The following is a 23,965-nucleotide window of genomic DNA, read 5'->3' as shown; positions in this document are numbered from 1 at the left end:
GGGAATAGCTCCCGTCGACCCTGGAATCCCTGCAGCGCATGCACGACCTCACGCTGATCGTCACCCTGGCCGGCGGCCTGGCTTTCGCACTCCTGCTGGGGGCGCTGACCCGCCGGCTCGGGCTGTCGACGCTGGTGGGCTACATGCTGGCGGGCATCGTGGTCGGGCCCAACACCCCGGGCTTCGTGGCCGACCAGTCGCTGGCCTCGCAGCTGGCGGAGATCGGCGTGATCCTGCTGATGTTCGGCGTGGGCCTGCATTTCCACCCGCAGGAGTTGCTGCGCGTGTGGCGGCTCGCGGTGCCGGGCGCGGTGGCGCAGAGCCTGGTGGCCGGCGTGGCCGGCTGGGCCGCGGCGCGCGCCTTCGGCTGGTCGCACGCGGCCGGTGCGGTGTTCGGCATGGCGCTGGCGGTGGCCAGCACCGTGGTGCTGATGCGCATGCTGGTCGAGCGCGACCGGCTCAGTTCGCGCGACGGCCACGTGGCGGTGGGCTGGCTGATCGTCGAGGACTTCTTCACCGTCGCGGCGCTGGTGGTGCTGCCGGTGCTGGCCAGCGACACGGCGGACGCCCGGGGGCTGGGCAGCGCGCTGCTGCTGGCGCTGGGCAAGGTCGCGGCCTTCGTCGCGATCGTGATGCTGGTCGGCACCCGGCTGGTCAGCCGGCTGCTCGAACGCATGGCCGGCACGCGCTCGGCCGAGCTGTTCACGCTGACGGTGTTCGTGGTCGCGCTCGGGGTCGCGGTGCTGGCGTCCGAGGTCTTCCACGTGTCGGTGGCGCTGGGCGCCTTCTTTGCCGGGTTGGTGGTCGGGCAGTCGCGCTTCGGTCCGCAGGCCGCCGCCGACATGGCGCCTTTTCGGGATGTCTTCACCGCGCTGTTCTTCGTCTCCGTCGGCATGCTGTTCAACCCGGCGCTGGTGATGCAGCAGCCGGCGCTGGTGCTGACCGTGCTGGGCATCGTGCTGCTGCTCAAGCCGCTGGTGGCGGTGGTGATCGTGCTGCTGCTGCGTTCCAACTGGCGCACCGCCGCCACCGTGGGCGTGGGGCTGGCGCAGATCGGCGAGTTCTCCTTCATCCTCGCGAGCCTCGGGCTGAGCCTGGGCGTGCTGCCGAAGGAGGCGCTCGACGCGCTGGTGGTGGCGGCGATCGTTTCGATCGCGCTCAACCCGGTGCTGTTTCGCCTGGTCGAGCGCTGGCTGCCGAAGGAGCGGGCGCCGTCCGACGAGGAGCCGCCGCTGGCGTCGGCCTTCTTGCCGGGCGAACCGGTGGCCGCGGTGGTGCTGGCCGGCTACCGCTCGCTCGGCCGGCGCGTGGTGCAGCGCTGCGCGCAGGCGGGCATTCCGCTGTGCGTGGTGCAGCACGAGGCGAGCGAGGCCCTCGAGGGCCTGCCGGGCGGCGTGGCCCAGGTCTACGGCGATCCGGGGCGGGCCGACGTGCTGGCCGCCGCCGGCCTGGCCCAGGCGCGCGTGCTGGTGGTGGCCGACATGCCGCTGGTCGACAAGATGCAGGTCTGCCGCACGGCGCGCCGGCTCAACCCGCGGCTCGAGATCATCGGCGCGGCGCTCACCGATGCCGAGGCGGCCTGGCTGCGCGACTTCGGCGCCGAGTTCGTGTGCGATGCGCTGGACGAGCAGACCGAGCAGATCACGCGCGCCATCCGCGCGCGGCTGTGAGCCGCCGTCGCCCGCGATAATCGGCGCCCATGGAATTCGTCACCTACCTGATCGGCTTCATCCTGCACGTCGACGTGCACCTCGCGGCCTTCGTGCAGGACTATGGTGCCTGGGTCTATGCGCTGCTGTTCCTCATCATCTTCGTCGAGACGGGGGTGGTGGTGATGCCCTTCCTGCCGGGCGACTCGCTGCTGTTCGTGGTGGGGGCGCTGTGCGGCGTGGGCCTGATGAGCCTGCCGCTGGCGCTGGCGCTGCTGGTCACCGCGGCCATCCTCGGCAACCAGAGCAACTACACGATCGGCCGCTACTTCGGGCCCAAGGTGTTCCAGTGGGAGGACTCGCGCTACTTCAACAAGCGCGCCTTCGAGCAGGCGCACGCCTTCTACGAGAAATACGGCGGCGTGACCCTCATTGCGGCGCGCTTCATGCCCTTTGTACGGACCTTCGCGCCCTTCGTCGCCGGGGTGGCGCTGATGACCCGCAGCAAGTTCACGCTCTACGACGTGAGCGGCGCGCTGCTGTGGGTCGGCAGCGTCACGCTGGCGGGCTACTGGTTCGGCAACATCCCCTGGGTGCAGCGGCATCTGAGCCACATCATCTGGGCGATGATCCTGATCCCCGGCGTGCTGGCCTTGTTCGGCGCCTGGCGGGCCCGCCAGGGCCAGAAGCTGCCGGCGACCTGACCCTCGCCGGCACGGCCGCCGGGGCCGCATCGCCGGGCTACATCGAGCGGTTGCGCGCCAGCGGCGGGTTCTTCGCGAAGTAGCGGTTGATGCCGTTGAGCAGCGCCTCCACCAGCTGCGTCTGGTAGCCGGGGTCGCGCAGCCGGGTCTCTTCCTCCGGGTTGGAGATGAAGGCGGTTTCCACCAGGATCGAGGGCACGTCGGGCGCCTTCAGCACCGCGAAGCCGGCCTGTTCGACGCGCGCCGTGTGCAGCCGGCCGACCTGTCCGATGCGGCCCAGCACCTCGGAGCCGAGCTTCAGGCTGTCGCGGATCTGCGCGCTGGTGCTCATGTCGAGCAGGGCGCGCGTGACTGCGGCGTCCTTGCTCTTGATGTTGGTGCCGCCCACCAGGTCGGCGGCGTTCTCCTTCTGCGCCATCCAGCGCGCCTCGACGCTGGTGGCGCCCGACTCGCTGAGCGCGAACACCGAGGCGCCGCGCGCGTGCGGCTTGACGAAGGCGTCGGCGTGGATCGAGATGAACAGGTCCGCCTGCACCCGCCGCGCCTTGCGCACGCGCTCGTGCAGCGGCACGAAGAAATCGGCGTCGCGGGTCATCATCGCTCGCATGTTCGGCTGGGCGTTGATGCGCTCGCGCAGGCGCTGCGCGACCTGCAGCACCACGTCCTTCTCGCGCAGGCCGGTCGGGCCGACCGCGCCCGGGTCTTCGCCGCCGTGGCCGGGGTCGAGCGCCACGATCACCAGGCGCTCGGCGATGCGCTTGGCGGCCACGGCCCCCGGCGACGCCGGCTCGCTGCCCGCGACCGGCGGCACGGCCAGCGGCTCGGCCGGGCCCGCCGCGGGCTTGTGGCCCATCTGGCCGATGAAGTCGCCGAGCGCGTCGTTCACCGCCGACGCGGCCCGGTCCGAGGGTTCGGCCGCGCGGTCGGCATAGACCTTTTCCTGCACCAGCGCGAGCAGCGGGTCGCGCTCCGCGGTCGGGTAGAGGTCGAACACCAGGCGGTGCCGGTAGGCGGCGACCGGCGCGAGCGTGAACACCTGCGGTGCGGTCGGCTGCTTCAGATCGATCACCAGCCGCACCACGCGCGGCTGGTTCTGCCCGACGCGCACGCCGGCGATGAAAGGGTCGCCGGCCTTCACCTGGCCGACCAGTTCGCGCAGCTCGGGGCTGAGCTCGAGGCCCTCGACGTCGATCACCACGCGCTGCGGGTTCGCGGCCAGGAAGTGCCGCGCGGCGAGCGCCATGTCGGACTCGATGGTCACGCGGGTGTAGTCGGCCGCTGGCCAGACGCGCACCGCGACGATGCTGGCGCCGAAGGCCAGTTCGTGCGCGCCCAGCAACAGGACGAGCGAGCCGCCGCGCTGCAGCAGCTTGCGTCGACCGGCCTTCATGACCCGCCTCCCGCCGGGCCGCCCCAAGGGTCACGAAGGGGCCCATGCGGGGCCCGGGGGGCAGCGAGCGCGGGGAGCGTGGGGGCCAGTGGCTCCACCGCGCTTTGCGTGTGTGTGTGTGAGTGTGCCGGCATCGCGCGGGCAAGGCGGTGGGCGGGGCCGGCGGCGCTTGACTGCGGTGGTCGGCCCGTGGGGCCGACTTCCCTGCGCTGCTCGCTGCGCAGGGGCGGCTGCGATCGCTCCGCATCAACGCTGAACGCGTTGCTGCATAGAGCGTTCTCGCCGGTCCGCCGCCCGCGGCGGACTGCCCCCTGCTGCGCTGCGCTGCTCGGCACCGCAGACGCGCGCCGCCGGCCCCGCCCACCGCCTTGCCACGATCCACCGGGTTGTCGGACGACCGTCGAACACCCAAACCATCTCGCCGCCCTCGGGCCCGCCACGATGCCTGCCTGCCAAGAGCGCAAGGCGTCGAGTTCGCGCCAAGCGCCGCGCGGAGGCAGTGGCCCCGACCTCGCGTCATCGCAGGGCGCAGGGCGGTGGTTCATTTCAGCAGCTCCAGGCCGCGTTCGGTGTAGGCGATGAGTTTCACGGCCCGTTGGTCGCATTCGAGCGGCGTGAGTTCCACGCGCAGGTCCGGCGCGGGCAGGGTCTCGCCGGCGTTCTGCGCCCATTCGACCAGCTTCAGGCCCGGGCCGGCGAAGATGTCGCGAAAGCCCGCGTCCTCCCATTCGCGCTCGTCGCCGAAGCGGTAGAAGTCGAAGTGCCAGGCCGGCCCACTGTCGAGTTCATAGGGCTCGACCACCGCGTAGCTCGGGCTCTTGATGCGGCCGGTGACGCCGAGTGCGCGCAGCAGGTGGCGGGTGAAGGTCGTCTTGCCGGCGCCGAGCGGGCCCTGCAGCTCGATGAAGGCGTCGCGCAGTGCCGGGCGCGCCGCCAGTGCCGCCGCCCGTGCAGCGCACGCGGCTTCATCGGTCCAGTGTTCTTGTCGCGTTTCTAGAATCGGTGGATGCATCGAACGCCGGGCGCCCCAGACGAGCAAGCCGTGATGGCCGGGTTGCGCCGTGAAGCGCAGGAGCTCGGATTTTCACAGATCGGGGTGGCCGACGTGGACCTCGGCAGCGCCGAGCCCGGCCTGCTCGCGTGGCTGGCGCAGGGCTTCCACGGCAGCATGCACTACATGGCGGCGCACGGTCTGAAGCGGGCGCGGCCGAGCGAGCTGGTGCCCGGCACGGTGCGTGTGATCACCGCGCGCATGGACTATCTGCCGCGCTCGCTGCCGGAGGGCTGGCAGGCGATCGAGTTCGAGCGCCTGCGCCAGCCGGCCGCGGCCACCGTGTCGCTGTATGCCCGTGGCCGCGACTATCACAAGGTGCTGCGCGCGCGCTTGCAGACGCTGGCCGAGCGGCTCGCCGAGCAGTTGGGGCCGTTCGGGCACCGCGTGTTCACCGACTCGGCGCCGGTGCTGGAGGTCGAGCTGGCCTCGCGCAGCGGCATCGGCTGGCGCGGCAAGCACACGCTGGCGCTGTCGCGCGAGGCCGGGTCGATGTTCTTTCTCGGCGAGATCTATGTCGACCTCGCGCTGCCGCTCACCGCGCCGGTCGAGGCGCACTGCGGCAGCTGCCGCGCCTGCATCGACGTGTGCCCCACGCAGGCCATCGTCGGCGAGCGCCGGGTCGATGCGCGGCGCTGCATCTCCTACCTGACGATCGAGCATGACGGGCCGATCCCGGTCGAGCTGCGCGCGCCGATGGGCAACCGCATCTACGGCTGCGACGACTGCCAGCTGGTGTGCCCGTGGAACAAGTACGCCAGCCGCGCCGCGCTGCCCGACTTCGACACCCGCGAGCCGCTCGACGCGCCCACCCTGCTGGGCCTGTGGGCGTGGTCGGAGGCCGAGTTCCTGAAGCGCACCGAGGGCAGTGCGATCCGCCGCATCGGCCATGCGCGCTGGCGGCGCAATCTCGCGGTGGCGCTGGGCAATGCCTGGCGCGAGAGCGGCGAGGCGGCGTTCGCGCGGGCGCTGCAGTCGCAGCGGGCCGGCGCGAGCGAGTTGCTGCGCGAGCACATCGACTGGGCGCTGGCGCAGCGGCCCGCGCACGGCGCGCCGGAGCCTGCCGGTCCGATTGACCCCCTTCCCTAGGTCTAGGCTTGTACGCGCAGGCGCGGCCTGCCACATTGGCGTGGTTCGGCGACCATGAGGCCGCCACACGAGCGGCGAGGTGGCGATGGGTGCGATCTTCGGCAGTGTGGGTGTGGGCCTGTTGTGCGGCCTGCTGGTCTACGCCGCCGTGCGTTGGGCCTGGCCCGAGATCGACGCGCGCGAGTTCACCAACCTCATCGGCCTGGCCGCGGTGCTGGGTGCGGCAGCGGCCGGTCTGATCGCACGCCGCCGTGCGGCGCGCGGGCGCCAGGAGGGCAAGAACAATGGCAAGCGGTGAGGGGGCGCTGCGACGGCTCTCGTTCGCGTTGCTGCTGGCGGCGGCGTGCTTGCAGGGCTGCGGCACACCGCCGGGCGACAGCGCCGAGTTGCCTTCCACGGCGCCGCCGCCCACGGGGGGCGAACGCGCCGAAGTCCTGGTCCATGCCTGGCGCGCGCTCGACCGCGCGCCCGACGAAGCCTGGACCGGCCCGCGCACCGCGCTCTACACCTATGTGCTGGTGGGCGACGTGGGTGGCGCCGACGCGGCCAGCGGCAGCGCCGCGGTCGCCAACGCGCGGCGTGCGCTGGAGCTGCTGCTGCGGGAGGTGCAGGCCGGCCAAGCCGCCGCGACGATCGCGGACGCGGCCGTGCTGCGCCAGGCCAACCAGTTCTGCCTGCCGGCGCGCGACTACACCGGGGGGCTGTTCACGCTGAAACACTACGACTTCACGCTGGCCACCACCTACGTGAACCAGCTGCGCCTGGCGCTGCAGCCGGTGCCCGAACTCGCCGGGCGGCTGGCGGGCGTGGGGCCGTTCCTGGTCGGCACGCGCAGGCCGCTGGGCGAGATCGTCGCGCGTTCGCCGCAGGGCGCGCCGGTCATCGACACCGCCTCGCCGGTGCTGCTGGTCGACCTGAGCGGCCAGCACCCCAAGGCCATGCCGGCCTACGTCACCGCCTACAAGGAGGCGGTGCGCGACATCGATGCGCAGCGCACCGCCGTGCTCCAGCCGCTGCGGCCGGCATTCGCGTCGGCCGTGCTGAAGGTCAACGAGGCGCTGCCCTTCGTGGCCGAAGCCTATGCCGGTACGCGCAAGATGTTCGAAACGGCGGGTGGCACGCCCTGAGCCGCCCCGCGCCACGGCGGCGCCGCGGCGGCCGGGCCGCTGGCGTGCGTGGGCAGCGGTACTGTCGTGCGTGGTGGCGGGCACCGCCGCGGCGGGCGGCGCGGGAGCGCCCGACCCGCGCTCGCCGGCGCATTGCGAGATCGCACCCGACCCACGGGCGAGCGACCTGGGCGCGGCCCGCGGCCTGTACGAGGCCGGCGACTTCCGCGCGGCGGCGGCGCAACTGGCATGGCTGTCGCGGGCCGCCGACGGTGCCGCGCAGCGGCTGCAGGCCGGCTCGCTGCAGGCGCGCGCGCTCAAGGTGCTGGGCTGCAACCGCGAGGCGCTGGCAACCCAGCGCGCGCTCGTCGTCGAGCCCGCGGCCGGCCTGGCGCGCTGCCACGCCAGCAGCCGGCTGGCGCGCCTGAGCGTGCCCTTCGACCTGCGGGAGGCGCAGGGCCTGGCGGCGGAGGCACTGGGCTGCCTGGAGCCCTGGGCAGCGCCTGCCCCGGCTGCCTCCGGGTCGGGCGCCCGGCGGGACGACCCGAGTGTTTCGCTGCCCCGCGCGGGGCCTCGGCAGGCCGAAGCCGAAGGGTCCGGCCCCGGCGCTGCGCCGCAGGCCGGCGACATCGCCAGCGAGGCGCACACCACGCTGGCCATCGTCGCGGCCTCGCGCGCCGAGTTCACCGCAGCGCGCGAGCAGCTGCGCCTGGCCCTGCAGAGCGCCGCCTCGCCGCTGATGCGCGCCGAGGCCGAGCGCACGCTGGGCGACCTGGCGCTGTCGACGCGCGACGCACCGGCCGCGCGGCAGGCCTTCGAGCGCAGCCTGGCGGCCGCGCAGGACGCCCGTGACCGCGAGGCGCAGGCGCTAGCGGCCATCTACCTCGCCGATGCCGCTTTGTCGATCGCGGCGCCCGACGCTGCCGCCGCCGACGCGGCCCTGCAACGCGGCCTGGGCCTCGCGCGCAGCGGCGGCATGCGCCGCGTGCTCGCGTTCGCACGCTACCGCGAGGGGCTGCGGCTGGTGCGCGGCGAAAGCGGCGCGGCCCTGCAGGCGGCGGTCGCCGCCTTCGACGAAGCCGCCGGCCTCTATGCCGCGGCGGCCGACCCCACGCAGGAGCGCGCGGTCCGGCTCGACCTGGGCAGTGCCTTGTTCCGGCTCGGTGACTACGCTCGCGCCACCCAGGAAGTCGAGGTCGCCCGCGTGCTGGCGCTGCAGACGGGGCTGCCGCGCGAGGCGGCGAAGACCGAACACCTGCTGGGACTGATCGCGCGCTCCAGCGACCCGCCGGACTACCCGCGCGCACGCCGCCACCTGGAAGCCGCCCTCGCCGGCTTGCGCGGGCAGGGCGAGTCGGCGCTCGACGAAGCCCGGGTGCTCAACGACCTGGCCGGCACCGACCTCGCGATGGAACAACCGCTCACCGCCAGCGAGCGCCTGCTCGATGCCGCGCGCCGCAGCGCCGGCGACCCGGCGCTGCGCGGCTCGGTGCAGGCCTCGCTCGGCTGGGCCTACTGGATGCAGGGGCGTGCCGAGGAAGCGCACGCCGCGTGGCTGGCCGCCTTGCGCGACACCACGCCCGACACGGCCGCCATCGCCTGGTGGGGCCTGGCCCGGCTGATCGAGGCCCGCGCGCCGCAGACCGCACTGGCGCGCTATGCGCGTGCCGTGGGCGAGGTCGAACGCCTGCTCCCGCCGCAGCGCGGCCTGGACGAGGAGGCGCGCTCGGCCTTCGCGCGCCGCTACTCCGAGCTGTACCGCGAGTACGCCGGCTTGCTGGTGCGTCTGAAGCGCTTCGAGAGCGCACACCGCGTGGCGTTGCTCACGCAAAGCCGGGAACTGCTCGAACAGCAATGGCGCGGCACGCGGGGCGCCGAAGAGCCGGGGGCCACCGGCCTGCCCGGCAGCAGCATTCCGGCGCGCTGCGACCCTGCGATGGCGCCTCGCGAGGCCGAGTTCTGGCCGCTGCGGGAGCGCTGGCAGGCCGAGCGCACCAGCGCACGCGAAGCCTGCTGCCGCGATGACGGCGATGCACCGCTCGACAACGCGGCCTGCCGTGCCGACACCGGGCTGCCGGCCTACTGCGCCCTGCGCCGCGAGCTGCGGCGGCAGCAGACGGCGCTGCTGCGCCTGCAGGACGACTGCGTCGCGCAGATCGAGGCCGGGGCCGGCCGCGATCCGGCAGCCGACACGGCTTTCGCGCTGCCCGAAACCTTCCGCGACCAGTGGAGCAAGGCCACCGACACCGAGCCTGGTGTCTACCTGCTCGTCACCATCGTCGAAGAGCGGGAACTGCACCTGCTGCTGCGCGCACCGGGCCAGGACGGCTACCTCGCGCGCAGCCTGCCGGTGGGCCGCGCGCAACTGCAGGCACTGGCCGATGGCCTGCGCAGCGCGCTGGCGCAGGCCGCGCCGCTGAAGAACACCGCGCCCGCCGCCCAGCGTGATGCGCTGCTGGCCGAGCGCGCACGGCAGCTGCAGGCCGGCCCGCTGCGGGAGCTGCACCGCCTGCTGCTCGAAGGCTTCGGTCCGTCGGCGCTGCCGGTGCAGCCTGCGCCCGGCACGGTGCTCGCGTTCGTGCTCGACCGCGTGCTGCGCGAGCTGCCGATGGCGGCGCTCTTCGACGGCCAGCGCTACCTCGGCGAGCGCTACGCGACGGTGATCGTCACGCCGACCACCGTGGCCGCCACGGCCGCGGCGGCCGGTGCCGCCGCGGCCCTGGTGATGGGCGTGTCCAAGCCCGACCTGCCGCATGTCGAAGCCGAAGTGCGCCAGGTCGCGCAGGTCCTCGGCCAGCCGCCCTACCTGAACGAGGACAGCACCGAGCAGCGCTTGCGCGCCTGGCTGGGGCAGCTCGATGCGCAGCATCCCGCGCTCGTGCTGCACCTCGCCTCGCACGCCGTGATGAGCGCCAGCCGCGCCGGCAGCTTCGTGCGCCTGTGGGGCGGCGACGACCTGAGCGGCGACGACCTCGACGACCTGCGGCGCAGCCTGCGCCGCGTGCAGCTGGTCGCCTTCAGCGCCTGCGAAAGCGCACGCCAGGGCGACGGTGAGCTGGTGCTCGGCCTGGCTGGGCTGGCCGAGAAGGGCGCGCGCAGCGTGCTCGGCAGCCTGTGGAAGGTGGACGACGCGAGCACCGAGCGGCTGATGGTCGATTTCTACGCGGCCTGGCGTCGCGACCCACGTGCCGGGGTCGCGCAGGCCCTGGCGCTGGCGCAGCGGGCCATGCTGCGCGAACAGGCACATCCGTACTTTTGGGCGGCTTTCGAGCTGATAGGGAGGTGGGACTGATGAACACGCTGACATCCTCGCTTGCACGGGCTTTCGTGCGCACATTCGCACGGGCCGGCCTCGTCGCCACGGGCGGCGTCGGTCTGCTGCTGATGGTGGCTTGCGGCGCGCCCGCGGGCTCGCGGTCGGCGGGCGGTGGCTTGCCCGGCGGCAGCAGCGGCAGTGGCGGCACGGCGCCGTCGACCGTCACGCCGCCGTCGGCAACGCAGACCGCGCAACCTCAGATCCGCGGCCCCGAGAGACAGCCGCCGGTCCTGCAGATCGATCCGCCCTCGCGCAGCGTGGAGACGGTGGCCACGCCGCCGGCACCCTCCCGCCCGGCGAGCGCGCCCGGTACGATGACGCCGCCTCGGGCCCAGGGAACTCCGATGCCGATCCCCAGCCCCGACTCCTTCCTCCCGGTGCGGCCCGCGACCGCCGGGGTGGCGCCTGCGGCCCGGCTCGCCGTGCCCGCTGCGGCGGCAGCACCGGCCGCCGCCGTCAAGCCGGCTGCCGATCCGGCCAAGGCGAAAACCGTCAGGCAGCTGGACCTCAGGAAGCTGAAGACGCCGTCGGCCCAGTGAAGCCGGGCCGCTGCGCGGGCACGCTGCAGCTCACCCCGAGACCAGGGCGAACCGCAAGGCGATCCAGGCCGGCAGCAGGAACATGCCCAGCACCGTCGAGACCGTGACGAGCCCGGCGACGAAGGGCCCGTTGCCGCCCATGCGCACCGCGAGCACATAGGCGCTCGACGCCGTGGGCATCGCCGCAAAGGCGACCAGCACGGTCAGCTGGAGTTGGGGCAGGCCCAGCCAGACGCCGAACGCCATCGCGAAGGCCGGCAGCAGCGCGTGGCGGATCGTCAGCAGCGCGGCGGCCAGCTTCGGCGCGGCCGCCAGGCCGCCCAGCTGCAGGCCGGCGCCGACGGCCATCAGCCCCAGCGGCAGCGCCGCCTGGCCGATGCGCTGCAGCGTGGTGCCGACCGCGTCGGGGAACTGCAGGCCCAGCAGGTTGGCCGCCAGGCCGCCCAGCGTGCTGAGGATCAGCGGGTTGCGCATCAGCTCGCGGCCGAGGTGGTGGCCGCCGTGACGCGCCAGCGGCAGCACGGCCCCGGCATTGCACAGCGGCACGCACACGGCCACCAGCACGGCCATCTGGGCCACACCGGCCGCGCCGCCGAGCCGCTCGGCCATCGCCAGCGCGACGTAGGAGTTGAAGCGGAAGGCCGTCTGCGCACCTGATGCATGCAGCATCGGGTCGACCCCGGGCCAGCGCTTGAGCGCGAAGGCCAGCCCCATGCCGAGTGTGACGGTGACCACGCCGCCGAGCGCGAGCGAGGCCGCTTCGCCGGGGCTCAGCGGATTGCGCACGATCGAGGTGAACAGCAGCACGGGAAAGAGCAGGTGGTAGACCAGCTTCTCCATCGACTCCCAGACCGGGCGGTTCAGCGCCGTGTGGCGGCAGACCAGGAAGCCGACGACGATCAGCAGGAAGTCGGGCAGCAGGAGCAGGATGTCGCGCATGGCACGAGGGTAAGGGCTGCCGCTGTGAGGGGTTTCCACAATCCGCGGCGGCGATCCACCGGGGCACAGTCGTCGGCATCCCCATCACACGGTCCAGGAGCTCTCAATGGTTTCGAGTTCGCGTCGCATCGTGCTGGCCGCTTGCGGGCTGTTGGCAGCGCTCGCCCCGGCGTCGGCGGTGTTCGCCCAGGCCTACCCGGCCAAGCCGGTGCGGCTGATCGTGCCGTTCGCGCCCGGCGGCACCACCGACATCGTGGCCCGCGTGGTGGCCGAGAAGATGAACGGCCCGCTGGGCCAGACCGTGGTGGTCGAGAACAAGGCCGGCGGCGGCGGCATCATCGGCGCCAACGAGATCACCAAGGCCGCGCCGGACGGCTACACGATCGGCATGGCGACCGTCTCCACCACGGCGTCCAACCCGGCGATCAACCCCAAGACGCCGTACAACCCGCTGACCGACTTCACGTCGATCATCAACATCGCGGCCACGCCGAACGTCATCGCCGTGCACCCCAGCTTCCCGGCCAGGGACTACAAGGGCTTCCTGGCCGAGCTGAAGAAGAACCCGGGCAAGTACAGCTTCTCGAGCTCGGGCACCGGCGGCATCGGCCACCTGCAGATGGAGCTGTACAAGAGCCTGTCGGGCACCTTCGTCACCCACATCCCCTATCGCGGCGCCGGCCCGGCGCTCAACGACACGGTGGCCGGCCAGGTGCCGATGATCTTCGACAACCTGCCCTCGGCGCTGCCCTTCATCAAGGACGGCCGCCTGATCGCGATCGTGGTGGCCGCGCCCGAGCGGCTGGCGGTGCTGCCGAACGTGCCGACCTTCAAGGAAGTCGGCCTGGAGCCGGTCAACCGCATGGCCTACTACGGCATCCACGGGCCCAAGGGCATGCCCAGGGACGTGGTCGACAAGATCAGCAGCGCCGTCAGGAAGGCGCTCGACGACGCCTCGGTGCGCAAGCGCATCGAGGACACCGGCTCGCTGATCGTGGCCAACACGCCGGAGCAGTTCGCGGCGCAGACGCGGGCCGAGTTCGAGGTCTACAAGAAGGTCGTCGAACAGCAAAAGCTCAAGTTGGATTGAGGTTGTCCACCCCCGTTGCGGCTGCGCCGCTCCCCCTCCAGGGGGCGACGCTGGTGGCCCGGCGGAGCCGGAGCCACGGCGTCTACTCGGTTCGACCGAGTTTGCGCGTCCTGGGCGGCCTGGGGTTTTTGGGCACACTGCCCGTCTGATGCGACTCGATGAGCTGCCGCCCCTGCCCGCCGACAGTGCCGTCGCGATCGACGCCTTTCTCGAGGCGCTGTGGGTCGAGGACGGGCTGTCGGCCAACACGCTGTCGGCCTACCGGCGCGACCTGACGCTGTATGCGCGCTGGCTGGGGCAGGCGAGCGGCAAACCGCTGGACGCCAGCAGCGAGGCCGACCTGCGGGCCTACGCGATCTTGCGCCACGCCGGCACGCGCGCGACCAGCGCGAACCGGCGGCTCACCGTCTTCAAGCGCTACTTCCGCTGGGCGCTGCGCGAGCACCGGCTGCACGTCGACCCGACCCTGAAGCTGCTGGCGGCGAAGCAGCCGCTGCGGGTGCCCAAGACGCTCAGCGAGGCGCAGGTCGAAGCGCTGCTGGGCGCCCCCGACGTCGACACGCCGCTCGGCCTGCGCGACCGCGCGATGCTGGAGATCCTGTACGCCAGCGGCCTGCGGGTGAGCGAACTGGTCACGCTCAGGAGCGTCAACGTGGGCTACTCGGAATCGGCGCTGCGCGTCACCGGCAAGGGCAGCAAGGAGCGGCTGGTGCCGTTCGGTGAAGAGGCGCACGGCTGGCTGATGCGCTACCTCGCCGAGGCGCGCGCGGCCATCCTCGGCAGGCAGTCCAGCGACGCGCTGTTCGTCACCGCCCGCGGCGGCCCGATGACGCGCCAGGCCTTCTGGCAGCTGATCAAGCGGCACGCAAGTGCCGCCGGCATCGCCGTGCCGCTGTCGCCGCACACGCTGCGCCATGCCTTCGCGACCCACCTGCTCAACCACGGCGCCGACCTGCGCGCGGTGCAGATGCTGCTGGGGCACGCCGACATCTCGACCACGACCATCTACACGCACGTGGCGCGCGAGCGCCTGAAGCAGTTGCACGCGAAACACCACCCCCGGGGCTGAACGGGACGAGGGGTGGCCGAGGCCCTCGCACGAGCGGTCTACCATCGCAGACTTGAAGAACGCAGTCCTTCCCCACGCCGGCTGGCTGCGCGAGCTGCGCCAGCGCGCCTGCGTGCTGCGCGTGCAGAAGATGACCGGCACCACGCTGGGCATTTCCGCCTTCTTCTTCGCCTACTTCTGGGTGATGCGCCACCCGCAGGCACCGATCACGACCATGCCGCTGATCGCGCTCGACGGCTGGGTGGGCTTTCGGCCGGCCGCGCTGCCGCTCTACGCATCGCTCTGGGTCTATGTGTCGCTCGCGCCGGCGCTGCTGAAGAACGGCCGGGAACTGCTGTCCTACGGCCTGTCGGCGCTCTTGCTCAGCGTGGTCGGGCTCGCGATCTTCTGGCTCTGGCCGACCAGGGTGCCCGCGTTCGACATCGACTGGACGCGGCATGCCTCGGTGGCCTTCCTGAAGACGGCCGACGTCGCCGGCAATGCCTGCCCGTCGCTGCATGCCGCGTTCGCGGTGTTCACGGCGGTCGGGTTCGCTCGCCTGCTGAAGGAGACCGGGGCGGGCGTGCTGCTGCGCGGCCTGAACCTGCTGTGGTGCGCGGGCATCCTCTACGCCACGCTGGCGATCCGGCAGCACGTGGTGCTCGACATCCTGGCCGGCAGCGCCCTCGGCGGCCTGGTCGCAGGCCTGGGCCTGCTGGTGCAGCGGCAGGCGCCTTCGGATCAGAACGAACGGCACGCCAGCCCGGTCATGACAACGGCGCCCGCGCGCCCGGCCGACTGAGGGCGCCGAAGCCGCCTGAGACAATTCGGTCGATGGATCACAGCTTCGTCTCCGCCTTCGTGCTGCTGCTGCTCGTGCTCGACCCCTTCGGCAGCCTGCCGGTCTTCATCTCGGTGCTGAAGGGCGTGCCGCCGCAGCGGCGCACGCGGGTGGCGATTCGCGAGGTGGTGATCGCCTTCGGCGTGCTGCTGGCCTTCATGTTCGCGGGCCAGGGCTTTCTGAACCTGATGCACTTGTCGGAGCGTTCGCTCGAAGTGGCCGGTGGCGTGATCTTGCTGATCATCGCGATCCGCATGATCTTCACGTCGGGCTCGCAGATCTACGCGTCGGACGGCGGTGCCAGGGAGCCGTTCATCTTCCCGCTCGCGGTGCCGCTGCTGGCCGGGCCCTCGGCGATGGCCACGGTGCTGCTGCTGGCCTCGCGCCAGCCCCAGCAGCTGATGCAGTGGGTGGGGGCGGTGAGCGCGGCGATGCTGGTGTGCGGCGTGGTGCTGCTGGCGGCCGACCGCATCCGCAAGCTGCTGGGCCATTCGATGGTGTCGGCGATCGAGAAGCTGATGGGCCTGGTGCTGACGGCGGTGGCGGTCGAGATGATCCTGGCCGGCCTGAAGCGCTACTTCTTCGGCCTGTAAGCCCGTCGCTCCCGCTGGAGGCGGAGGCGGTATTCGGAATCTTTGTCAGGAAAGCCGACGGCCCAAGCACTCCACACAATCAGCCGTCGTTCAGATAGGCGAGCTCTTCCGCGGTGAAGCCGGCGGCTTCGCGGGCGGACAGGTTGAAGGGCGGCCGCGGCCGCGGCGCGTCGTGGCGTGCGGCCAGTTCGGGATAGAGCCGCACCGGGTCCAGACCGTCGCGTGCGCACAGCCAGCGGTACCAGCGGTTGCCGATGGCCACATGCCCGATCTCGTCGCGCAGGATCACGTCGAGGATCTCGACCGCGCGTGCGTCGCCGACCTTGGCAAACTTGCGTTGCAGCGGCGGCGTGGCATCGAGGCCGCGCGCCTCCAGCGTGCGCGGCACCAGGGCCATGCGGGCCACCGGATCGTGCGCGGTCCGCTCGGTCATGCTCCACAGGCCGTCATGGGCCGGGAAGTCGCCGTAGTCGCGACCGAGGCCGAGCAGGTGCTCGCGCAGCAGCGTGAAATGCAGGGCCTCTTCGCCGGCCACCTGCAGCCAGTCGCGGTAGTAGGCCGCGGGCAGGCCCGCGAAGCGCCAGATCGCGTCGAGTGCCAGGTTGATGGCGTTGAACTCGATGTGGGCGATGGCATGCAGCAGTGCGGCGCGGCCTTCGGGGCTCGCGATCGAGCGCTGCGGGACCCGCAGGGCCGGCATCAGCAGGGGCCGCTCGGGCCGGCCGGGCAGGGGGCCGGCGGGGTCGAGCACGGCGTCGGTGTCGAGGGTGAGTGCATCGCGACGCGCCAGCAGTTCGCGTGCCCCCCGGGCCTTGGCGAGCGGCTCGCATTCCTGCAGCAATGCCAGTGCACGGCGGCGCAGTTCAAGGTCTTGCTCGACAGCGCAGGGCGGGGCAGGGCACATCCGTAAAATTATCGCTTTGCCGGAGTTCCGCATGGCCCTGTACCAGCTCGATGACCGCGTGCCCCGGGTGCACGAGACGGCCTACGTGGCCGAGAGCGCGGAGCTGATCGGCACGGTGGTCATCGGCGAGGGGGCCAGCGTGTGGTCGCAGGTCACCATCCGCGGCGACAACGAGCCGATCGTGATCGGTCGGCATTCCAACGTGCAGGAGGGCAGCGTGCTGCACACCGACCCGGGCTGCCCGCTGGTGGTGGGCGAGGGTGTCACGGTCGGCCACCAAGCCATGCTGCACGGCTGCACCATCGGCGACGGTGCGCTGATCGGCATCCAGGCGGTGGTGCTCAACCGCGCGAAGATCGGCCGCAATTGCCTGGTCGGTGCCGGTGCGCTGGTGACCGAGGGCAAGGAGTTCGAGGACGGCATGCTGATCCTGGGCAGCCCGGCCAAGGCGGTGCGCCCGCTGAGCGAAGAGGACATTGCCCGCATGGGGCGTGGCACCCAGACCTACGTGGAGCGCGCGCAGCGCTTCAAGGCCACGTTGAAGCGTGTCGGCTGAGCCCCACCTGATATCAATGAGCGAACTCCACAAATTCATCTTCGAAGGCCTGCCGGTGCGGGGCATGCTGGTGCGGCTGACCGACGCCTGGACCGAGTTGCTGGCGCGGCGCGAGCCGGCGCAGGCCCATCCGGAGCCGGTGCGCGTGCTGCTCGGCGAGATGGCCGCGGCCGGCGTGCTGATGCAGGCCAACATCAAGTTCAACGGCGCCCTGGTGCTGCAGATCTCGGGCGATGGGCCGGTGAAGCTGGCCGTGGCCGAAGTGCAGCCCGACCTGGCGCTGCGGGCCACCGCCACCGTCATCGGCGAGGTGCCTGCCGGTGCCCGGCTGGAGGCGATGGTCAATGTCGGCGGGCAGGGGCGTTGCGCCATCACGCTCGATCCGAAAGACCGCTTTCCCGGCCAGCAGCCCTACCAGGGCGTCGTGCCGCTGCACGGCGACCGGCGCGAGCCGCTGCAGCAGCTCTCACAGGTGCTCGAACACTACATGCTGCAGTCGGAGCAGCTCGACACCAAGCTCATCCTGGCGGCGAACGACCGCATCGCCGCCGGCTTGCTGATCCAGCGCCTGCCGGTCGAGGGCGAGGGCAACCTCGGAGCGCGCAACGAGGACGAGATCGGGCTGAACGAGGCCTACAACCGCATCGCCCACCTGAGTGCGACGCTCACGCGCGAGGAGCTGCTGACGCTGGATGCCGACACCCTCCTGCGCCGGCTGTTCTGGGAGGAGACGGTGCGCCGCTTCGAGCCGCTGACCGGGGAGCGCGCACCGCGATTCGCCTGCAGTTGCTCGCGCGAGCGCGTGATCCGCATGCTGCAGGGCCTGGGGCGCGAGGAATTCGACGGCCTGATCGCCGAGCGGGGTCTGGCCGAGGTGGGCTGCGAGTTCTGCGGTATCCAGTACCGCTTCGATGCGGTCGACGGTGGCGAGGTCTTCACGGCGCCGCGCGACCAGCCGCCGGCGTCGCGCGCGGTGCAGTAGGGCCTCGGGGCCGCCAGCGCAGCGCGAGGAAACCCCGAGGAAGGCTTGGGAATCCGGGCCTGTTTGCGTACCCATCGGCGGGACAGTGCCGCTTCGCGGTGCTACAGTCCGGTGCGAAATTTGGTCCTTCCCGTCCCCTTTCCTGGTTCTGTTGAACAAGCAAAGGCGGGTCGCAATCCGCCAACCGGTGCAGCCGTGTCGCGGAAGGTTTTTCAACCAGCCAACGCCCTGGATACCAGGGTGAAAGGTGAGCGAAAATGATGCAGCAGTACCAGTCGAACTCGTACCTGTTCGGGGGCAACGCGCCCTATGTCGAAGAACTGTACGAGGCCTATCTCGACAACCCGGGCTCGGTGCCCGACAAGTGGCGCGCCTACTTCGACGCCCTCCAGCACGTACCGGCCACCGACGGCTCCGAATCGCGTGACGTCGCTCACGCGCCGATCGTCGAGTCCTTTGCGCAGCGGGCCAAGGCCAATGCCTTCGCGGTGAAGGCCAGCGCCGCCGAACTGGCGGTCGCGCGCAAGCAGGTCCATGTGCAGTCGCTGATCGCGGCCTACCGCTCGCTGGGCGCCCGCTGGGCCGATCTCGATCCGCTCAAGCGCACCGAGCGCCCCAAGATCCCCGAGCTGGAGTCGGCGTTCTACGACCTGAGCGAGTCCGACATGGACATCACGTTCAGCGCCACGAACACCTACTTCACGACCGCCGAACAGCAGACGCTGCGCGAAATCCTGCAGGCGCTGCGCGAGACCTACTGCGGCAGCATCGGCGCCGAGTTCATGCACATCACCGAGCCGGCTGAAAAGCGCTGGTGGCAGCAGCGGCTCGAGAGCGTGCGCGCCAAGCCCAGCTTCAGTGCGGCCCAGAAGACCCACCTTCTCGATCGCCTGACCGCGGCCGAAGGCCTGGAGCGCTATCTGCACACCAAGTACGTCGGCCAGAAGCGCTTCTCGCTGGAAGGCGGCGAGAGCTTCATCGCCTCGATGGACGAAGTGGTGCAGCGCGGCGGCGAACGCGGCGTGCAGGAGATCGTGATCGGCATGGCCCACCGCGGACGCCTCAACGTGCTGGTCAACACGCTGGGCAAGATGCCGGCGGACCTGTTCGCCGAGTTCGACCACACCGCCAAGGAAGAGCTGCCGGCCGGCGACGTGAAGTACCACCAGGGCTTCTCGAGCGACGTCACCACGGCCGGCGGACCGGTGCACCTGAGCCTGTCGTTCAACCCCTCGCACCTGGAGATCGTGAACCCGGTGGTCGAGGGCTCGGTCAAGGCGCGGCTCGACCGCCGTGGCGACGCCGAGGGCGACACGGTGCTGCCGGTGCTGGTGCACGGCGACGCGGCCTTTGCCGGCCAGGGCGTCGTGATGGAGACGCTGGCGCTGGCGCAGACACGCGGCTACTACACCGGCGGCACGGTGCACCTCGTCATCAACAACCAGATCGGCTTCACCACCAGCGACCCGCGCGACTCGCGCTCCACGCTGTACTGCACCGACGTGGTGAAGATGATCGAGGCGCCGGTCCTGCACGTGAACGGCGACGACCCCGAGGCGGTGGTGCTGTGCACCCAGCTCGCGCTCGACTACCGCCAGGAGTTCAACAAGGATGTCGTCGTCGACATCATCTGCTTCCGCAAGCTGGGCCACAACGAGCAGGACACGCCCTCGCTCACCCAGCCGCTGATGTACAAGAAGATCGCCGCCCACCCCGGTACCCGCAAGCTCTACGCCGACAAGCTGGTGGCCCAGGGCACGCTGAAGCCGGGCGAGCCCGACGCGATGGCCAAGGCCTTCCGCGCCGCGATGGATGCCGGCAAGCACACCGTCGACCCGGTGCTGACCAACTACAAGAGCAAGTACGCGGTCGACTGGAGCCCCTTCCTCGGCAAGAAATGGACCGACGCGGCCGACACCGCGCTGCCGCTGGCCGAGGTCAAGCGCCTGGCCGAGCGCATCACGACGCTGCCGAAGGGCTTCAAGGCCCACCCGCTGGTCGAGAAGGTGCTGGCCGATCGTGCGGCGATGGGCCGCGGCGAGATCAACGTCGACTGGGGCATGGGCGAGCACCTCGCCTACGCCTCGCTGGTGGCGAGCGGCTACCCGGTGCGGCTGTCCGGCGAGGACTGCGGGCGCGGCACCTTCACCCACCGCCATGCCGTGCTGCACGACCAGAACCGCGAGAAGTGGGACGAGGGCACCTGGACGCCGCTGCAGCACGTGGCCGACGGCCAGGCGCCGTTCGTGGTGATCGACTCCATCCTGTCGGAAGAGGCGGTGCTCGGCTTCGAGTACGGCTATGCCTCCGCCGATCCGAACACGCTGACGATCTGGGAGGCCCAGTTCGGCGACTTCGTGAACGGCGCGCAGGTCGTGATCGACCAGTTCATCGCCTCGGGCGAAGTGAAGTGGGGCCGCGCGAACGGCCTGACGATGCTGCTGCCGCACGGCTACGAGGGGCAGGGCCCGGAGCACAGCTCGGCGCGGCTGGAGCGCTTCATGCAACTGGGCGCCGACAACAACATGCAGGTCTGCCAGCCGACTTCGGCCAGCCAGATCTTCCACCTGCTGCGTCGCCAGCAGGTGCGCATGTTCCGCAAGCCGCTGGTCGTGATGACGCCGAAGTCGCTGCTGCGCAACAAGGATGCGGCCTCGCCGCTGTCGGAGTTCACCCGCGGCGAGTTTCGCACCGTGATCCCCGAGCAGAACGCCGAGATCGACGCGGCCAAGGTCAAGCGCGTGATCGCCTGTTCCGGCAAGATCTACTACGACCTCGTGAAGCGCCGCGCGGAGAAGAAGACGACCGACGCGGTGATCCTGCGCGTCGAGCAGCTCTATCCCTTCCCGCACAAGGCCTTCGCGGCCGAGCTGAAGAAGTACCCGAACGCGACGGAGATCGTGTGGTGTCAGGACGAGCCGCAGAACCAGGGCGCCTGGTTCTTCGTGCAGCACTATGTTCACGAGAACATGGGCGAGGGTCAGAAGCTGGGCTACGCCGGCCGTCCCGCCTCGGCCTCGCCGGCCGTGGGCTATGCGCACCTGCACCAGGAGCAGCTCAAGGCGCTGATGGACCAGGCCTACGGCAAGCTCAAGGGTTTCGTCCTGTCCAAGTGACGTCATTGCGACGCCTTGCGCCGCAACAGTCCGCGGCGTTCGACCGGCTTTTTGCCGGTCGGCGCCATGAGACGTGCGCGATGCGTCATCCGAACATCGAAGAAAGCATTCCATGCCCATCATTGAAGTCAAAGTTCCCCAGCTGAGCGAGTCCGTTGCCGAGGCGACGCTGCTGCAGTGGAAGAAGAAGCCTGGCGAAGCCGTCGCCATCGACGAGATCCTGGTCGAGATCGAAACCGACAAGGTCGTGCTCGAAGTTCCGGCGCCGGCGGCCGGCGTGCTCGTGCAGCTGGTCAAGAACGACGGCGAGAGCTGCCTCAGCGACGAGGTGATCGCCAAGATCGACACCGACGGCACGCAAGCCGTCAGTCCGCTCGAAGTCAAGCCGGTGCCCGAAGGCCAGCCGGCGCCCGGTGCGACGCCCGGGGTGTCGGCCACCCCGGCTCCTGCCGGCGCCAGGAGCGATGTGGCGATGCCGGCGGCCGCGAAGCTGCTGGCCGACAACCAGCTGGGGGCCGGCCAGGTGGCCGGGACCGGCAAGGACGGGCGCATCACCAAGGGCGATGTGCAGGCGGCACTGGACAGCGGTGCCAGGCCGCCGGTGCAAGCCGCAGCAACCCCGGTGCCCGCGCCGGCGGCGGCGAAAGCCGCCCCGGCCGCCGCCCGGGTGCTGCCTGCGGTCTCCGTGCCGGCGGCCCTGAACCTGGGTGATCGCCCCGAGCAGCGCGTGCCGATGAGCCGCCTGCGCGCGCGCGTGGCCGAGCGGCTGCTGCAGTCGCAGGCCACCAACGCCATCCTGACCACCTTCAACGAGGTCAACATGGCCCCGGTGATGGAGATGCGCAAGCGCTTCCAGGAGAAGTTCGAGAAGGAGCACGGCGTGAAGATCGGCTTCATGAGCTTCTTCGTGAAGGCCGCGGTCGCTGCGCTCAAGCGCTACCCGGTCATCAACGCCAGCGTCGATGGCAACGACATCGTCTACCACGGCTACTTCGACATCGGCATCGCGGTCGGCTCGCCGCGCGGCCTGGTGGTGCCCATCCTGCGCAACGCCGACCAGATGAGCTTTGCCGACATCGAGAAGAAGATCGCCGAGTTCGGCCAGAAGGCGCGCGACGGCAAGCTCTCACTCGACGACCTGACCGGCGGCACGTTCTCCATCTCCAACGGCGGCACTTTCGGCTCGATGCTGAGCACCCCCATCATCAACCCGCCGCAGAGCGCCATCCTGGGCGTGCATGCGACCAAGGACCGCGCGGTGGTCGAGAACGGCCAGATCGTGATCCGGCCGATGAACTACCTCGCGATGTCCTACGACCACCGCATCATCGATGGCCGCGAGGCAGTACTGGGCCTGGTGGCGATGAAGGAAGCACTGGAAGATCCGGCGCGCCTGCTGTTCGACATCTGAGTCTTCGCCGGGCCGCCGCATCGGCGTGGCGCTGATCGGCGGCGGCCCCAACATCCTCAAGCTCGCGCACTGGGTCGCGGGCACTTCGGAGCATTTCCATGAGCAAGACATTCGACGTCGTCGTCATCGGTGGGGGCCCGGGCGGCTACATCGCCGCGATCCGCGCGGCGCAACTGGGTTTCAACACCGCCTGCATCGACGAGTGGCAGAACGACAAGGGCGGGCCGGCACCGGGCGGCACCTGCACCAACGTCGGCTGCATCCCGTCGAAGGCGCTGCTGCAGTCGAGCGAGCACTTCGAGCACGCCGGGCACGCCTTCGCCGACCACGGCATCGGGCTCAAGGATCTGAGCATCGACGTCGCGAAGATGCTGGGGCGCAAGGACACGGTCGTGAAGCAGAACAACGACGGCATCCTCTACCTGTTCAAGAAGAACAAGATCACCTTCTTCCACGGTCGTGGCTCGTTCGTGAAGGCCGGTGACGCCGGCTACGAGGTCAAGGTCAGCGGCGCCACCGAGGACACGCTGGTCGGCAAGGACATCATCATCGCGACCGGCTCGAATGCGCGCGCCCTGCCGGGCGCGCCGTTCGACGAGGAGAGCATCCTCAGCAACGACGGCGCGCTGCGCATTCCGTCGGTGCCGGCGAAGCTGGGTGTCATCGGCTCGGGCGTGATCGGTCTCGAGATGGGCTCGGTGTGGCGCCGCCTGGGCGCCGAAGTGACGGTGCTCGAGGCGCTGCCGACCTTCCTGGGCGCGGTCGACGAGCAGATCGCCAAGGAGGCCCAGAAGGCCTTCATGAGGCAGCGCCTGAAGATCGAGCTCGGCGTGAAGATCAGCGAGGTCAAGAAGGACAAGAAGGGCGTCAGCGTCAGCTACACCAGCGCGAAGGGTGACGCGAAGACGCTGGAGGTCGACAAGTTGATCGTGTCGATCGGCCGGGTGCCCAACACCACCGGCCTGAACGCCGAAGCGGTGGGGCTGAAGCTCGACGAGCGCGGCGCGATCGTGGTCGACGACGACTGCCGCACCAACCTGCCGAAGGTGTGGGCCGTCGGCGACGTGGTGCGCGGCCCGATGCTCGCGCACAAGGCGGAAGAGGAGGGCGTGGCGGTCGCCGAGCGCATCGCCGGCCAGCACGGCCACGTCAACTTCAACACCATCCCCTGGGTGATCTACACCAGCCCGGAGATCGCCTGGGTCGGCCAGACCGAGCAGCAGCTCAAGGCGGCCGGCCGTGCCTACAAGGCTGGCACGTTCCCGTTCCTGGCCAACGGCCGTGCACGCGCGCTCGGCGACACGACCGGCATGGTGAAGTTCCTGGCGGATGCGGTGACCGACGAGATTCTCGGCGTGCACATCGTCGGGCCGATGGCCAGCGAACTGATCGCCGAGGCGGTGGTGGCGATGGAGTTCAAGGCCAGCGCCGAGGACATCGCCCGCATCTGCCACGCGCATCCGTCGCTGTCGGAAGCGACCAAGGAAGCGGCGCTGGCCGTCGACAAGCGCACGCTGAACTTCTAGTCATGTCAGCCCCCACGTCGCTTTGCTCCTGCTCCCCGAGGGGGCGCTCAGCCGCAAGGGCCACGAGGGGGCCCGTCCCTGGCCGCTGGCGGCCCGGCGCCGACCGAGACGCGAC

Annotated in this window: 20 protein-coding genes; 16 read left to right on the top strand and 4 right to left on the bottom strand. The window is 70.9% G+C overall.

Annotated features, from left to right (window positions below; genetic code table 11):
- The first annotated feature begins 38 nt into the window (after positions 1-38).
- Together ACQY9S_RS07090 and ACQY9S_RS07085 are read left to right on the top strand one after the other, a co-directional pair.
- The gene (locus ACQY9S_RS07090; protein ID WP_428424264.1) at positions 39-1,670 is read left to right on the top strand and encodes a cation:proton antiporter; all 1,632 of its coding nucleotides are present in this window, start codon (positions 39-41) and stop codon (positions 1,668-1,670) included.
- Between the two features lie 29 nt (positions 1,671-1,699).
- The gene (locus tag ACQY9S_RS07085) at positions 1,700-2,353 is read left to right on the top strand and encodes a DedA family protein (RefSeq protein WP_428424262.1); all 654 of its coding nucleotides are present in this window, start codon (positions 1,700-1,702) and stop codon (positions 2,351-2,353) included.
- 37 nt (positions 2,354-2,390) lie between these two features.
- On the opposite strand, the gene ACQY9S_RS07080 is transcribed toward ACQY9S_RS07085, so the two are convergent.
- Both ACQY9S_RS07080 and tsaE read right to left on the bottom strand, forming a co-directional pair.
- Entirely contained in the window at positions 2,391-3,743 is a 1,353-nt protein-coding gene (locus tag ACQY9S_RS07080) for an N-acetylmuramoyl-L-alanine amidase (RefSeq protein ID WP_428424260.1), read from the bottom strand.
- A 541-nt stretch (positions 3,744-4,284) separates the two neighbouring features.
- Positions 4,285-4,755: a tRNA (adenosine(37)-N6)-threonylcarbamoyltransferase complex ATPase subunit type 1 TsaE gene (tsaE, locus tag ACQY9S_RS07075; RefSeq protein WP_428424258.1), complete on the bottom strand. Its 471-nt coding sequence runs from the start codon at positions 4,753-4,755 to the stop codon at positions 4,285-4,287.
- 33 nt (positions 4,756-4,788) lie between these two features.
- Between tsaE and queG the strand changes: the two genes are divergently transcribed.
- The 5 genes from queG (at position 4,789) to ACQY9S_RS07050 (ending at position 10,844) form a co-directional block, all read left to right on the top strand.
- Complete coding sequence (gene queG, locus ACQY9S_RS07070) at positions 4,789-5,883, top strand: tRNA epoxyqueuosine(34) reductase QueG (RefSeq protein ID WP_428425626.1); 1,095 nt, start codon at positions 4,789-4,791, stop codon at positions 5,881-5,883.
- A gap of 85 nt (positions 5,884-5,968) precedes the next feature.
- A complete protein-coding gene (locus ACQY9S_RS07065) occupies positions 5,969-6,181 on the top strand; it encodes a hypothetical protein (RefSeq protein WP_428424256.1) in 213 nt (70 codons plus the stop codon).
- Complete coding sequence (locus ACQY9S_RS07060) at positions 6,168-7,010, top strand: hypothetical protein (protein ID WP_428424254.1); 843 nt, start codon at positions 6,168-6,170, stop codon at positions 7,008-7,010. The genes ACQY9S_RS07065 and ACQY9S_RS07060 overlap by 14 nt, the downstream gene beginning before the upstream one ends.
- The gene (locus ACQY9S_RS07055) at positions 6,997-10,281 is read left to right on the top strand and encodes a CHAT domain-containing protein (RefSeq protein WP_428424252.1); all 3,285 of its coding nucleotides are present in this window, start codon (positions 6,997-6,999) and stop codon (positions 10,279-10,281) included. The genes ACQY9S_RS07060 and ACQY9S_RS07055 overlap by 14 nt, the downstream gene beginning before the upstream one ends.
- Positions 10,281-10,844 carry a hypothetical protein gene (locus ACQY9S_RS07050; protein WP_428424250.1) on the top strand — a complete coding sequence of 188 codons (564 nt, stop codon included), beginning with the start codon at positions 10,281-10,283 and terminating at the stop codon, positions 10,842-10,844. Before ACQY9S_RS07055 ends, ACQY9S_RS07050 begins: the two co-directional genes overlap by 1 nt.
- 30 nt (positions 10,845-10,874) lie before the next feature.
- Here ACQY9S_RS07050 and ACQY9S_RS07045 read toward each other — a convergent pair whose 3' ends face one another.
- Positions 10,875-11,783, bottom strand: coding sequence for an AEC family transporter (locus ACQY9S_RS07045; protein ID WP_428424248.1), 909 nt, complete (start codon positions 11,781-11,783; stop codon positions 10,875-10,877).
- Positions 11,784-11,889: 106 nt separating this feature from the next.
- Here ACQY9S_RS07045 and ACQY9S_RS07040 point away from each other — a divergent pair, with 106 nt between their 5' ends.
- The 4 genes from ACQY9S_RS07040 (at position 11,890) to ACQY9S_RS07025 (ending at position 15,355) form a co-directional block, all read left to right on the top strand.
- On the top strand, positions 11,890-12,873 hold the full coding sequence (locus tag ACQY9S_RS07040; protein ID WP_428424246.1) for a tripartite tricarboxylate transporter substrate binding protein BugE: 984 nt from the start codon (positions 11,890-11,892) through the stop codon (positions 12,871-12,873).
- Between the two features lie 148 nt (positions 12,874-13,021).
- Positions 13,022-13,942 carry a site-specific tyrosine recombinase XerD gene (gene xerD, locus ACQY9S_RS07035; RefSeq protein WP_428424244.1) on the top strand — a complete coding sequence of 307 codons (921 nt, stop codon included), beginning with the start codon at positions 13,022-13,024 and terminating at the stop codon, positions 13,940-13,942.
- A gap of 52 nt (positions 13,943-13,994) precedes the next feature.
- Complete coding sequence (locus ACQY9S_RS07030) at positions 13,995-14,723, top strand: phosphatase PAP2 family protein (RefSeq protein ID WP_428424242.1); 729 nt, start codon at positions 13,995-13,997, stop codon at positions 14,721-14,723.
- Between the two features lie 32 nt (positions 14,724-14,755).
- Positions 14,756-15,355: a MarC family protein gene (locus ACQY9S_RS07025; protein ID WP_428424240.1), complete on the top strand. Its 600-nt coding sequence runs from the start codon at positions 14,756-14,758 to the stop codon at positions 15,353-15,355.
- Positions 15,356-15,434: 79 nt separating this feature from the next.
- Here the strand turns inward: ACQY9S_RS07025 and ACQY9S_RS07020 are convergent, their stop codons facing one another.
- A complete protein-coding gene (locus tag ACQY9S_RS07020) occupies positions 15,435-16,259 on the bottom strand; it encodes a ferritin-like domain-containing protein (RefSeq protein ID WP_428424238.1) in 825 nt (274 codons plus the stop codon).
- 31 nt (positions 16,260-16,290) lie between these two features.
- Here ACQY9S_RS07020 and ACQY9S_RS07015 point away from each other — a divergent pair, with 31 nt between their 5' ends.
- The 5 genes from ACQY9S_RS07015 (at position 16,291) to lpdA (ending at position 23,850) form a co-directional block, all read left to right on the top strand.
- Complete coding sequence (locus tag ACQY9S_RS07015; RefSeq protein WP_428424236.1) at positions 16,291-16,815, top strand: gamma carbonic anhydrase family protein; 525 nt, start codon at positions 16,291-16,293, stop codon at positions 16,813-16,815.
- 16 nt (positions 16,816-16,831) lie between these two features.
- Positions 16,832-17,797, top strand: coding sequence for an Hsp33 family molecular chaperone HslO (locus ACQY9S_RS07010; RefSeq protein WP_428424234.1), 966 nt, complete (start codon positions 16,832-16,834; stop codon positions 17,795-17,797).
- A gap of 257 nt (positions 17,798-18,054) precedes the next feature.
- Entirely contained in the window at positions 18,055-20,913 is a 2,859-nt protein-coding gene (locus ACQY9S_RS07005) for a 2-oxoglutarate dehydrogenase E1 component (RefSeq protein WP_428424232.1), read from the top strand.
- A 112-nt stretch (positions 20,914-21,025) separates the two neighbouring features.
- A complete protein-coding gene (gene odhB, locus ACQY9S_RS07000; RefSeq protein WP_428424230.1) occupies positions 21,026-22,324 on the top strand; it encodes a 2-oxoglutarate dehydrogenase complex dihydrolipoyllysine-residue succinyltransferase in 1,299 nt (432 codons plus the stop codon).
- A gap of 98 nt (positions 22,325-22,422) precedes the next feature.
- Complete coding sequence (gene lpdA / locus ACQY9S_RS06995) at positions 22,423-23,850, top strand: dihydrolipoyl dehydrogenase (RefSeq protein ID WP_428424228.1); 1,428 nt, start codon at positions 22,423-22,425, stop codon at positions 23,848-23,850.
- Positions 23,851-23,965 lie beyond the last annotated feature (115 nt).

The sequence above is a fragment of the Methylibium sp. genome, from assembly GCF_965279545.1.
GTDB lineage: Bacteria > Pseudomonadota > Gammaproteobacteria > Burkholderiales > Burkholderiaceae_C > Methylibium.
This window is presented reverse-complemented; position numbering and strand designations above follow the sequence as displayed.

Excerpts from the sequence above, each read along its gene's own strand:
- ACQY9S_RS07065 (WP_428424256.1), top strand. The coding sequence starts at position 5,969 with ATGGGTGCGATCTTCGGCAGTGTGGGTGTGGGCCTGTTGTGCGGCCTG.
- ACQY9S_RS07010 (WP_428424234.1), top strand. The coding sequence starts at position 16,832 with ATGAGCGAACTCCACAAATTCATCTTCGAAGGCCTGCCGGTGCGGGGC.
- queG (WP_428425626.1), top strand. The coding sequence starts at position 4,789 with ATGGCCGGGTTGCGCCGTGAAGCGCAGGAGCTCGGATTTTCACAGATC.
- ACQY9S_RS07015 (WP_428424236.1), top strand. The coding sequence starts at position 16,291 with ATGGCCCTGTACCAGCTCGATGACCGCGTGCCCCGGGTGCACGAGACG.
- odhB (WP_428424230.1), top strand. The coding sequence starts at position 21,026 with ATGCCCATCATTGAAGTCAAAGTTCCCCAGCTGAGCGAGTCCGTTGCC.
- ACQY9S_RS07050 (WP_428424250.1), top strand. The coding sequence starts at position 10,281 with ATGAACACGCTGACATCCTCGCTTGCACGGGCTTTCGTGCGCACATTC.
- ACQY9S_RS07080 (WP_428424260.1), bottom strand. The coding sequence starts at position 3,743 with ATGAAGGCCGGTCGACGCAAGCTGCTGCAGCGCGGCGGCTCGCTCGTC.
- ACQY9S_RS07090 (WP_428424264.1), top strand. The coding sequence starts at position 39 with ATGCACGACCTCACGCTGATCGTCACCCTGGCCGGCGGCCTGGCTTTC.
- ACQY9S_RS07085 (WP_428424262.1), top strand. The coding sequence starts at position 1,700 with ATGGAATTCGTCACCTACCTGATCGGCTTCATCCTGCACGTCGACGTG.
- xerD (WP_428424244.1), top strand. The coding sequence starts at position 13,022 with ATGCGACTCGATGAGCTGCCGCCCCTGCCCGCCGACAGTGCCGTCGCG.
- ACQY9S_RS07025 (WP_428424240.1), top strand. The coding sequence starts at position 14,756 with ATGGATCACAGCTTCGTCTCCGCCTTCGTGCTGCTGCTGCTCGTGCTC.
- ACQY9S_RS07060 (WP_428424254.1), top strand. The coding sequence starts at position 6,168 with ATGGCAAGCGGTGAGGGGGCGCTGCGACGGCTCTCGTTCGCGTTGCTG.
- lpdA (WP_428424228.1), top strand. The coding sequence starts at position 22,423 with ATGAGCAAGACATTCGACGTCGTCGTCATCGGTGGGGGCCCGGGCGGC.
- ACQY9S_RS07005 (WP_428424232.1), top strand. The coding sequence starts at position 18,055 with ATGATGCAGCAGTACCAGTCGAACTCGTACCTGTTCGGGGGCAACGCG.
- ACQY9S_RS07020 (WP_428424238.1), bottom strand. The coding sequence starts at position 16,259 with ATGTGCCCTGCCCCGCCCTGCGCTGTCGAGCAAGACCTTGAACTGCGC.
- ACQY9S_RS07040 (WP_428424246.1), top strand. The coding sequence starts at position 11,890 with ATGGTTTCGAGTTCGCGTCGCATCGTGCTGGCCGCTTGCGGGCTGTTG.
- tsaE (WP_428424258.1), bottom strand. The coding sequence starts at position 4,755 with ATGCATCCACCGATTCTAGAAACGCGACAAGAACACTGGACCGATGAA.
- ACQY9S_RS07045 (WP_428424248.1), bottom strand. The coding sequence starts at position 11,783 with ATGCGCGACATCCTGCTCCTGCTGCCCGACTTCCTGCTGATCGTCGTC.